Genomic DNA, 10,762 nt, shown 5'->3' with positions numbered 1-10,762 from the left:
GTCAGACACAGTCCAGAAAGTCGCCTTCGCCACTGGTGTTCCTCCCAATCTCTACGCATTTCACCGCTACACTGGGAATTCCACTTTCCTCTCCTGCACTCAAGGTCTCCAGTTTCCAACGCCCATACGGGGTTGAGCCCCGCACTTAGACTTTCGACTTAAAGACCCGCCTGCGCGCCCTTTACGCCCAATAATTCCGGACAACGCTTGCCACCTACGTATTACCGCGGCTGCTGGCACGTAGTTAGCCGTGGCTTCCTCCTCAGGTACCGTCATTATTATAGATTCTTTACCTATAATACGTTCGTCCCTCAAGACAGAGTTTTACAGTCCGAAAACCTTCTTCACTCACGCGGCGTTGCTCCGTCAGACTTTCGTCCATTGCGGAAGATTCCCCACTGCTGCCTCCCGTAGGAGTCTGGGCCGTGTCTCAGTCCCAGTGTGGCCGTTCATCCTCTCAGACCGGCTACTGATCGTCGCCTTGGTGAGCCGTTACCTCACCAACTAGCTAATCAGACGCAGGCTCATCTTCTAGCGGTAGCATCTTCAGAGGCCACCTTTCTTATAAGAAATATGCATCTCTTATATCTCATTCGGTATTAGCACCACTTTCGCGGTGTTGTCCCCATCTAGAAGGCAGATTGCCTACGCGTTACTCACCCGTTCGCCACTAGGAGTTATTGCTAACTCCCCGTTCGACTTGCATGTGTTAAGCACGCCGCCAGCGTTCGTCCTGAGCCAGGATCAAACTCTCCAATAAAGTTTTATTATTCGGAGCCGTTTTATTGGCTCAATATCATCAGAAATTTTTGGTGTTGGATGCTTTCCATCCAACTTGTTGTTCGTGCTCGTTGAGCACCGCACATCTGGCGTATTTATCTTACATTGTTCAGTTTTCAAGGAGCACTCTTTCGCTGTCCGTATTCCGTTATCGTAATTGGCGACAGCTATTATATATTAACACATCAGTTATTCTGTGTCAATTATATTTTTTTTGCCATTTTCTATCATTTCTTGCCGCCGTCAATGGCGACTTTTATATAGTATCATGCATTATTTATTATGTCAATAATATTATCAATATTATCTTACAATCACCAGAAAGCACGGGGCATAATCCGCTCCAACTGCCACACCGGATTACCCATGCAGTCGAGCTTGCCAATCTGTTCAGCAATTTCTTTAACTGCCGAGGTTGCAACGACAGGCAGTCCCAAACGCTTAGCAGCTTCTGTAACTCCCCGGGCTCCGCGCTCTACAATGTCAACAGTAGTTTCTTCCGCCATATGCGTATTGTTCAGCATGGCGTCAATACGCCCCAAAGAAGACGCATACTCTAAAATATTGTCCACGCTTGAAGTAAATGGCCGGGACATATTAGTAACCGCAATAATTTTTAGATAAGGGTTCTCAAAAGCTCCTTCCACCAGGTTAAATATTCTGGCGCCATGAACACCATAGCCGATGTCCATAATAATGTTGCCCTTACGCTTTAACACCCATCGCATGGATCCCTTGATAACATTGCCGGCTTCGCCTAAACCTACAGTATCCCGGGTTTCCCAAGCTACTACATCAATTCCCATATTTTCAAGTTCCCTTTTAATAGGACGAATAGTGTAGACCGGCTCAACAGTATCAAGATCCACCAAAGTTACCGGTAAGCCTTGCTTTCTTAAATTAATGGCCCGATTAACCGCATTTTCGCTCTTGCCGCTGGCGTATTCACCAACATAAGCTTCAATAATTGGAATAGTAATTTCTTGATTATTAGTCATATCCAACTGCTTGTCCACTCCTTGTCCAAATTAAAACGGCAGCGATTAATAGACCTACTCTTAACCAATAAATATTTTAAATAAGATAAGCAAAACCACTCCCGGCAACCCCAAAAAGCCGGCAATTAAGGCGGTAACAGGATTAATCCCGATGGTAAAAGCAAAATGACTGCCGATAAAATTGACCACCCATAACATAAGTCCGCCTATCAGGGCATTGTAGATTAATTTGAATACCAATTTAATCGGCATTAAGAAGACCCGTCCGATAAGATAAATTAATATTATCCCAAATATATAAGCAATAATTACATTAAACTCAAATCCGAACATCTGCAGATTAGGCATGGTTTATTCCTCCTTCCCCATCCATTTATGGTACATCGTTAACTACAACTAATATTGTAATCCAGAAATTGCCCGTCAGCAACCCCTTCTTACCATACCGTTCTGAACCGCAAAATGTTGGGCCGGCGAACGGCATACACCTTCATGACGGGCTTTACGCAGAAGATAAATATACTTTTTCTCAGTGGCTTTGATTAAGTATGCTGCATGGTCAATAAGATCCGGGTCCGTTACTATATCATATAATGTTTGGGCATACAGCCATTCTTGCCTGGCTTGTTCCACTACCACAGACAACGAATCCATTATTTTATGCTCTGATCCTTCGGAGCCCCAGGAGAGTATTCTTAAAAAGTTGCTCCACATATCTTTTCCTCCTTGTCAATCTTGTCCTAACACAATATATTCAATCGGGACCCTATTTTATGACTAAGAAAAAAAAAGAGGCATTAGTTGCCTCATGAATGTCAGGGGGTCTACCAAGAGCAGCCTATTAAAAGGGGTGCTGCCTGATCCCTTTTTCTTTTGCCACTTTTAACAGGTAGATATACTTTCTTTCCGCCGCTTTCAGTAGATAGGCCGCATGGTCAATCAAATCCTTATCCAAAACATTATCATAATAGTTCTGGGCGTTAATCCACTCTTGCCGGGCCGAATCCAGTTGTTCCAGAATAGACAATGTTTCTTTTTCAGCTTGTGTATGGTCCTGCACCCGACTGCCTATCGTATTTAACCATATTGATTTCACAGGCATCTCCTCCTGCAATTAGTATTGCCATAAACAGGTACGAAAACCACGAATCGTTGGCAAACAAGAAAGAATTTGAAAAGCGCAAGCTTGCACTGCATTTTTCAAGTGCAAACTTGCGCTTTAATTCTTTTCAGACTATTAAAAAACTTCGCCTGCTCCTCATATTTCCCGCCGGTTCTCAAGCGCCTTGGAAAGGGTCACCTCGTCTGCGTACTCCAGATCCCCGCCCATCGGCAATCCATGGGCGATTCTGGTCACTTTAATGCCCAAGGGTTTTAGAAGTTTGGCAATATACATGGCTGTGGCTTCGCCTTCAACATCCGGATTTGTAGCTACGATAACCTCTTCCACATTTTCTTTTACCCGGGAGATCAGTTCTTTCAGTTTGAGTTCCTCCGGACCAATCCCATCAAGGGGAGACAATACGCCATGAAGAACATGATAAAGTCCGTGATATTCCTTGGTACGCTCCATAGCCACAACATCTTTGGGTTCCTCTACGACACAAATCAGTTTATGGTCACGCCCCTCGGAGCTACAGGTCTGGCAAGGATCACAATCGGTGAGGTTGAAACAAACCGAGCAGTAATGAATTTTTTCTTTCGCTTCCAACACTGCTTGCGCCAGGGCTTGGGCTTGTTCTTTATCCATCTTCAGAATATGATAGGCCATTCTGGCGGCTGATTTAGGGCCTACCCCCGGCAAACGGCGAAATTGTTCCACCAATTTCGCCAATGGTGCTATGTATTGCATATCTTAGAACATACCGGGAGGTAAATTCAGTCCGCCGGTAAGCTTGCCCATTTCCGAAGCCATCATGTCATCCACCTTGGTCATAGCTTCATTGACAGCAGCTGTCACTAAATCTTCCAACATTTCCACGTCTTCGGGATCAACCGCGTTGGGAGCAATTTTGATGGATTGAATACGCTTCTCGCCGTTTACTACCACCTTTACTGCTCCACCACCGGTAGATACTTCAATTGTCCGGCTTTTCAGCTCTTCCTGCAGTTTAGCCATTTCGGCTTGAAGTTTTTGGACTTTTTTCATCATACCGGCCATATTTCCCATATTTCCCAACATATTATCTTCCTCCTTGTTTATGATTCACTTTGATTAGTATCATCTATTTTAATGATTTTGCCACCGAAAAGAATCCGTGCCTGTTGCACGGCCGGATGTTCCTCCCCCGGCTCCGCCGCTTCGACCTCCTGCGGCCGAGCAGAAGACTCTTGGGACGGGAGAGCCGGCCGGGCAGGTTCATCCTGCCCGAGGGTGCACGTCAAACGGACCTGTTGGCCGCTAACTTGTGCCAACACCTTTTCCACAATCAGCCGAAAATCATCCTTTTCCGTACGTTCTTTCGGAAAACCGGCTGTAAAGCGGACAACTGCCTGATTGTCGGTTAGGGAGGCCAGCTGTCCTTGCATAACACAGGCATGCACCGAACGTTTACCTGTGGTTAAAAGCTCCTTAAGTACCGCCGCCCAGATTTCCGTCAAGCTGGCAGGTACTTCCTCTCTAACTTGCGGCTCTTTTGCCGGCTCAGGCCGGGCAGGCGGGGAAACCTTTTTTCCCTTAGGCGGGACAACAGGAATTGCCGGAGTTTCCCTCACTACAGACGGTTGAGGCTTTGCCGCGGCGGCAGCCACAGGCAAGGCTGAGGCATTTGCCAGCTTGGCCTCAAGGGCAGCCACCCGCTCAATAAGTGAAGTCAAATCGCTGCCAGCTGTTCGGCGGCAAATGGAAATAAAAGTCATTTCGATTACGATTCGGGGTTCCTGGGCCCATCGCGCTTCATTCGCGGCGGTATGCAACATTTCCAGGATACGGACAAGTTCTTCATGGCTGAACCAGGCACTCTGATTAGACAATACCCTTTTATCGTCACTGTACATTTCTATATTTTCCAGGTCCGGCGCCGCTTTATAAAGCATAAGGCTGCGAAAATGGAGCGTGAGTTCCACAAGGAGCTGACGAATATCCTTACCCAAATTAATAAGTTCATCCAATTTAACCAGGACAGTCGGGGTATCCCTTTTAGCCAATCCCTCCGTTATCTGCCAAACCCATTCATGCCCAATAAGGCCGAGCAGTCTTCGTACTTGATCCGGAGTAATGACACCATCTTGGGCAGCAGCGCATTGGTCAAGAATGCTAAGCGCATCTCTCATCCCGCCGTCCGCTTGGACTGCAATCAAGCGCAAGGCTTCGGCATCAGCGTTAAGACCGCTGTTGACAGCTACTGTTGTTAACTGCTTTTCTATATCGGCAACGCCAATCCGCCGGAAATCATATCTCTGGCAGCGGGAATGAATGGTTGCCGGAATTTTATGGGGTTCGGTAGTAGCCAAGACGAAAATTACATGGGCCGGAGGCTCTTCCAGTGTTTTCAGGAGGGCATTAAAGGCCTCAGTGGTTAACATATGTACTTCATCTATGATATATACCTTGTACCGTCCGTCCACCGGTGCAAACTTGACAGTCTCCCTAAGATCGCGGATTTCGTCAATGCCGCGGTTGGATGCGGCATCAATTTCGAACACATCCATTGACGTACCGGTAGTAATACGCTGGCAATTGGAACATTGATTGCATGGGTTGGGGGTCGGTCCGTTGAGGCAATTTAAAGATTTGGCAAGAATCTTGGCTGTACTTGTTTTACCGGTGCCTCTGGGACCCGAAAAAAGATAGGCGTGGGCAATTTTGTCGGCGGCAATTGCATTTTTTAAGGTTACGCTTACATGCTCCTGTCCGATGAGGGTATCAAAATCCTGGGGCCGCCATTTGCGATACAATGCCACATAGGCCATTCCGGCACCTCCTCCACCAGAAAGATATATTCCACGCCAGCTAAATTTTTCCCTTTTCCCTGAAAATAATTTATGACCAATGGCGCTGCGCTATGTCGTTATATGGAACCGCATTAAAGAATTATAAAATTATATCCAGGCATTAGAAACGCTTCGCCGCTGTCCTAATACCCGGATATCAATTTCTTTAATGTGACATATATAGCAAAGAAGCAACCCTGTCAGGCTACTTGACAATGTTACTTATTGTTACAAACGGCGTCCTGTTTTCAACGTCGGGCCACAGCAACGCTCAGGCACCCCTGCGGCACATAGAAGTTATCACTTATCGCTGCTTCCTTCCGGACCTAACGAGGTTCATGAGCTCCCATTGCGCAAGACCCAACCGCTGCCGTGGTCCGACCTTAAAAGCAGGAAGCCGCAATCGGCTTATAGAGGCTGGTACAAAACGCGCCTTTAAACATTTTGTACCAGCCTCCATAAAATCAATATATAAATATATCATCTATATCATCTATATCATCAATGGCGGAGAGAGAGGGATTCGAACCCTCGGTACGGTATTAGCGTACACACGATTTCCAATCGTGCTCCTTCAACCAGCTCGGACACCTCTCCACGTCCTACGGCACATACAGGATTATATATTATTTTATTTCAAAATGCAAGTATCTTTATATGGTATTTTTTTGGCAGCCAGCGGCCTCCTCATTTTTGCGGCCAAACCACAACCAGAGAAGGGATGTTACCACTTCCAAATTTCAGTGGGGGTAGCGTCCCCCACCGAAGCCCGGAAGTTTGGCTAAACGAGTTCACGATTACTTGTACTTGCCGCTTTCCGGGATTCTATATATTGAATGCATATCTTTTCCAGTTCAGCTAAGACTTTTTCCCGGGTTGCAGGGGCAATATACTTGTCATATAACTTGTCCGACAGCTCTCTAATTCTTTGACATAATTGTTTTTTATACAACTCAGTTCCCCCTTATTCAATTGAAATCCTTTATATAATACCCTTTAATCATTGGCAATTTGTGTAAAACCGTCGTGTCAAAAAGTAAATCTTTTCGACTTTGCCCGCAGAATATCCCAATGCTTGCTTTACAAATTTTATCATGTTTTATAAAGTTCCTCCATATTTTTAAACTGGTTAAAAAACATCCTATAATATACTCCTTGCTTATCTATTAAAAAATTGTGACTGCCCCTTTCGACAATTTCACCATGATCTATTACCATAATCATATCCGCACCGCGTATGGTATTCAGTCTGTGCGCAATGATAAACGTAGTCCGGTCTTTCATGATATTGAATAATGCATCCTGGATGTAAAGCTCGGTGCGGGTGTCAATACTACTCGTAGCTTCGTCCAGGATGAGTATGGACGGGTTAGCTAAAATTACTCTGGCGATTGCCAAAAGCTGCCGTTGTCCCTGGCTTAAATTCCCGCCATTCTCTGATAGCATTGTATCATACTGTTTAGCGAGACGTTTGATAAAAACATCGGCGTTGGCCATTGCGGCGGCGGCTTCTACTTCCTCATCGGCAGCGTCTGGTTTACCATATTTAATATTATCTTTAACAGTACCGGCAAATAAATAAGTATCCTGCAGGACTATCCCAAAGCATTTTCGCAGGCTATCCCTGGTATATTCTCTTATGTCCCTGCCGTCAATTAAAATTCTGCCGCCGGTTACATCATAAAATCGTGTTAACAAATTCACAATGGTGGTTTTCCCCGCTCCCGTCGGGCCTACGAGGGCGGTACTGCTGCCGCTGCCTGATTCAAAGCTGACATTCTTCAACACTGGTACATCCGGCCGATAACCGAAACTAACATTTTCAAAAACCACATCACCCTTGGGATTTTCCAATACTATCGCAGCCGGTAAATCAGCGGCTTCCTCCTGTTCATCAAGCACTTCAAACACTCTCTCGGCGCCCGCCACCCCGGACTGAAGAATATTAAAAATATTGGCCAGATCGTTAATTGGCCTTACAAATTGCCGGGAATAGCCCAAGAAGCTGGCTATCATACCAACGGTAATGACATTTTTTACCGCGAGGATACCCCCGACAAGAGCAATAGCAGCAAAACCGACATTATTAATTACATTCATAATTGGCATTAAAAAACCCGACCAAATTTGCGCCTTCACTCCCACTTCACACAACTTCATATTTACGGCATCAAAACCGGCAATCACTTTATCTTCGTGATTAAATGCCTTAATTACCTGTATTCCTGAAATGGTTTCCTCAACGTGGGCATTTAGCTTTCCCAGCTGTTCTTGCTGGTCTTTAAACAATACGCTGGTTTTTCGGGAAATTGTTCGCGTAAGTAAAATTACCAGCGGTACGGTGATTAGGCTGGCCAATGTGAGCAAGGGGCTCAACACGAGCATCATGATTAAAGAGCCGGTTATGGCAATAAACCCGGACATCACCTGGGTTACCGACTGAGATATTGAATTGCTTACATTATCAACATCGTTGGCTAATCTGCTCATTAATTCCCCATGGGTATGGGTATCAAAATAAGCCACAGGAAGTTTCTGAAGCTTGCCGAACAATGCCTGCCTAAGATCCTTTACAATCCGTTGTGATACACCTGCCATCAGCCAGCCTTGAAAAAAGGTAACCAAGCCGTCGGCAGCATACGCTATAACAAGTATTATCAGCAGCAATTCCAGCATTCCAAAGGCGGCCGGGCTGCGGGAAGACATAGCATCGATAGAAACCCCAACGATATATGGACTTAAAAGCGTGATGGCCGCATCAAATAAAATAAAAATTAAGATGATGGCCAGAAACTTTCTTTCCTTGCTTAGATAAGACCACAGTCTGCGGATAGTCCCGCTAAAATTTTTCGGCTTAATAACCGGTCCTTCACCGCCACGGGCGCCCCCAAAGCTTCTGCCAGGCCTTGCCGGACCACCCGAAACCCGATTACCGTACTGGCTTTTGTTATCGCCAGGCCGGTTATTTGGCTGAGACATAGGTTTGTGTCTCCTTACCCATCTGGGATTGAAAAATTTCCTGGTAAACAGCGCAGCTTTTCATTAGTTCTTCATGCGTACCTATGCCAATAATTTCCCCATTGTCCAATACAACAATTTTATCCGCGTCCATTACGGATGTAATCCGCTGGGCAATTATAAGGCAAGTAAGATTATCCACATATTTTTTTAAGGATTCCCTTATTTTTGTCTCCGTAACCACATCTACCGCGCTGGTGCAATCATCCATAATAAGAATCGCCGGTTTTCTAACCAAAGCCCTGGCAATGGATATACGTTGTTTTTGCCCGCCGGATAAATTGACCCCGCCTTGCCCCAGCCTTGTTTGATAGCCTTCGGGGAAGGCCATAATAAAATTATGCGCCGCAGCGATTTTGGCCGCTGCTTCGATTTCTTGCTGAGAGGCATCTTCTTTTCCCCATCTGAGGTTATCGCTGATGGTACCGGTAAACAATAGTGTTTTTTGCGGCACAACCGCTATTTTTTCTCTTAGTCGCCGGGGATTTATGTTCTTAACATCTTCGCCGTTCACCTTAACAGAGCCGGCGGTTACATCGTAAAAACGCGGAATCAAGCCTACCAAACTGCTCTTGCCGGCGCCTGTTGAGCCGATAATGCCCACTGTTTCCCCCGGCATGCAGGTTAGGTTAATATTCTTGATCACAGCATCGCTGGCTGCCCCTTCATACGTAAAGAATACATTTTCAAAATCAATTCTGCCTGTTAGGCCGTTATCCGGTTCAACATCCATTTCCCACTTCATACCATTGTCCTGCAAAAACACTTCCCCAATCCGGCCGGCTGAAGCTCTGGCCCGCACAAACATATTGAAAACCAGAAAAATAATCATCAGGGCAAAGAGAATTTGGGTCATATAATTTGTAAAAGCAATTATATGACCTACTTGTATTTGTCCGCTATTCACCCCTAATCCTCCCAGCCAAAGTACCGCAACTATACCGAAGTTCACCGTCAGGGCGACGCTGGGGCTAAATGCGGCCAGCACGCGCATGGCGGTAACCGACCGGGATTGATACTCTTTATTTGTTTTTTCAAATTTTGCCACTTCATAATCAAATCGGTTAAAGGCCCTGACAACTCTAATGCCGGATAAATACTCCCTCATGACACTGTTTACCTGATCAAGGGCGTTCTGAACCTTAATAAAAAGCGGGAAACCAATTTTTATGTTAATTGCGATCAGTACGCCAACAACCGGAACCACCACTGCCAGCACCACTGCCAAGCGGGAATTTAGATGTATGGCCATTATCAGGCCGCCGATGCACAACAGGGGCGCCTTCAAAAAAATCCTCATCAGCCCGTTCACCAGCAGTTGCACTTGCGTAACATCATTTGTCAATCGAGTCACCAAAGATGCTCTGTCCAGCTTATCCATATTGGCAAAGGAAAGGCTTTGAATCTTTCGGTACAAGTCTGCCCTAAGCTCAGTCCCAAAATTTTGTGATACAGTACTGGATATAATATTGCGGCTGGACGCTGCTAAAGCTCCCACCGCCGTAACGAATAACATCAGGCCGCCCATACGCAATATATAGTCCATTTGCCGTCCGGCTACACCCACATCAATAATTTGGGACATGATCGTCGGCTGCAAAAGATCACATAGAGTTTCCAGGGTTACAAAAACAACCGCAATAAAAAATTGTTGCCAGTATTTCTTTATATAACGATATAAAAATTGCATATATACATATACGCTCCACTTAAATTTGCTGGCAATGCCATATATGTTTGCATTAAATTGACACCCGGTATTAGAATAAGCTAGAGAATTTATCCTTTACTATTTTATTATATTCTTATAAATTTATTATGTTTTAATAAACTATACTAAAATGCCCATCCTTTATTACCGGTATGGCCGTTTTATTTTTAGTTTTTTTCTCTAAATTAAGTCTGATATCCTGCTCAATAATATAATTCTATAACAATTCGCCTTGCTGTAGTAGGAACCAATAGGCTAAATGACGATAATGCAACAACAAAAAATTGTAAAATGTATGTCGAAAAATTTAATTTCGTGATAT

The 10,762-nt window shown here is 45.0% G+C and carries 10 protein-coding genes, 1 tRNA gene, 1 rRNA gene and 1 other RNA gene (1 of these 13 cut by a window edge); all 13 read right to left on the bottom strand.

Annotated features, from left to right (window positions below; translation table 11 throughout):
• Positions 1–760, bottom strand: a 16S ribosomal RNA gene (locus MAMMFC1_RS07485); it reaches 791 nt to the left of the window's first position.
• 334 nt (positions 761–1,094) lie between these two features.
• On the bottom strand, positions 1,095–1,778 hold the full coding sequence (locus MAMMFC1_RS07480; RefSeq protein WP_126310504.1) for a hypothetical protein: 684 nt from the start codon (positions 1,776–1,778) through the stop codon (positions 1,095–1,097).
• A 60-nt stretch (positions 1,779–1,838) separates the two neighbouring features.
• Positions 1,839–2,126 (bottom strand): pro-sigmaK processing inhibitor BofA family protein, encoded by a 288-nt coding sequence (locus MAMMFC1_RS07475; protein WP_232035732.1) that lies wholly within the window; start codon positions 2,124–2,126, stop codon positions 1,839–1,841.
• Positions 2,127–2,201: 75 nt separating this feature from the next.
• A complete protein-coding gene (locus tag MAMMFC1_RS07470) occupies positions 2,202–2,492 on the bottom strand; it encodes a YaaL family protein (RefSeq protein ID WP_126307816.1) in 291 nt (96 codons plus the stop codon).
• Between the two features lie 127 nt (positions 2,493–2,619).
• Positions 2,620–2,874 (bottom strand): YaaL family protein, encoded by a 255-nt coding sequence (locus tag MAMMFC1_RS07465; protein ID WP_232035731.1) that lies wholly within the window; start codon positions 2,872–2,874, stop codon positions 2,620–2,622.
• 162 nt (positions 2,875–3,036) lie between these two features.
• Entirely contained in the window at positions 3,037–3,630 is a 594-nt protein-coding gene (gene recR / locus MAMMFC1_RS07460) for a recombination mediator RecR (protein ID WP_126307812.1), read from the bottom strand.
• Between the two features lie 3 nt (positions 3,631–3,633).
• Positions 3,634–3,960 (bottom strand): YbaB/EbfC family nucleoid-associated protein, encoded by a 327-nt coding sequence (locus MAMMFC1_RS07455; RefSeq protein WP_126307810.1) that lies wholly within the window; start codon positions 3,958–3,960, stop codon positions 3,634–3,636.
• 17 nt (positions 3,961–3,977) lie between these two features.
• A complete protein-coding gene (dnaX, locus tag MAMMFC1_RS07450) occupies positions 3,978–5,690 on the bottom strand; it encodes a DNA polymerase III subunit gamma/tau (protein ID WP_126307809.1) in 1,713 nt (570 codons plus the stop codon).
• A 249-nt stretch (positions 5,691–5,939) separates the two neighbouring features.
• Positions 5,940–6,173: signal recognition particle sRNA large type (gene ffs, locus MAMMFC1_RS07445), an RNA gene on the bottom strand.
• 43 nt (positions 6,174–6,216) lie between these two features.
• Positions 6,217–6,308 (bottom strand) — tRNA-Ser (locus MAMMFC1_RS07440).
• A 184-nt stretch (positions 6,309–6,492) separates the two neighbouring features.
• Positions 6,493–6,663 carry a hypothetical protein gene (locus tag MAMMFC1_RS21400; protein WP_158618681.1) on the bottom strand — a complete coding sequence of 57 codons (171 nt, stop codon included), beginning with the start codon at positions 6,661–6,663 and terminating at the stop codon, positions 6,493–6,495.
• A 140-nt stretch (positions 6,664–6,803) separates the two neighbouring features.
• Positions 6,804–8,690: an ABC transporter ATP-binding protein gene (locus MAMMFC1_RS07435; RefSeq protein ID WP_126307807.1), complete on the bottom strand. Its 1,887-nt coding sequence runs from the start codon at positions 8,688–8,690 to the stop codon at positions 6,804–6,806.
• Positions 8,674–10,419, bottom strand: a complete 1,746-nt coding sequence (locus MAMMFC1_RS07430; protein ID WP_126307805.1) for an ABC transporter ATP-binding protein — start codon at positions 10,417–10,419, stop codon at positions 8,674–8,676. Before MAMMFC1_RS07430 ends, MAMMFC1_RS07435 begins: the two co-directional genes overlap by 17 nt.
• Between the last annotated feature and the right edge of the window lie 343 nt (positions 10,420–10,762).

Origin of the sequence: Methylomusa anaerophila (assembly GCF_003966895.1) — a bacterium.
Taxonomy (GTDB): Bacteria; Bacillota; Negativicutes; order Sporomusales; family Sporomusaceae; genus Methylomusa; species Methylomusa anaerophila.
This window is presented reverse-complemented; position numbering and strand designations above follow the sequence as displayed.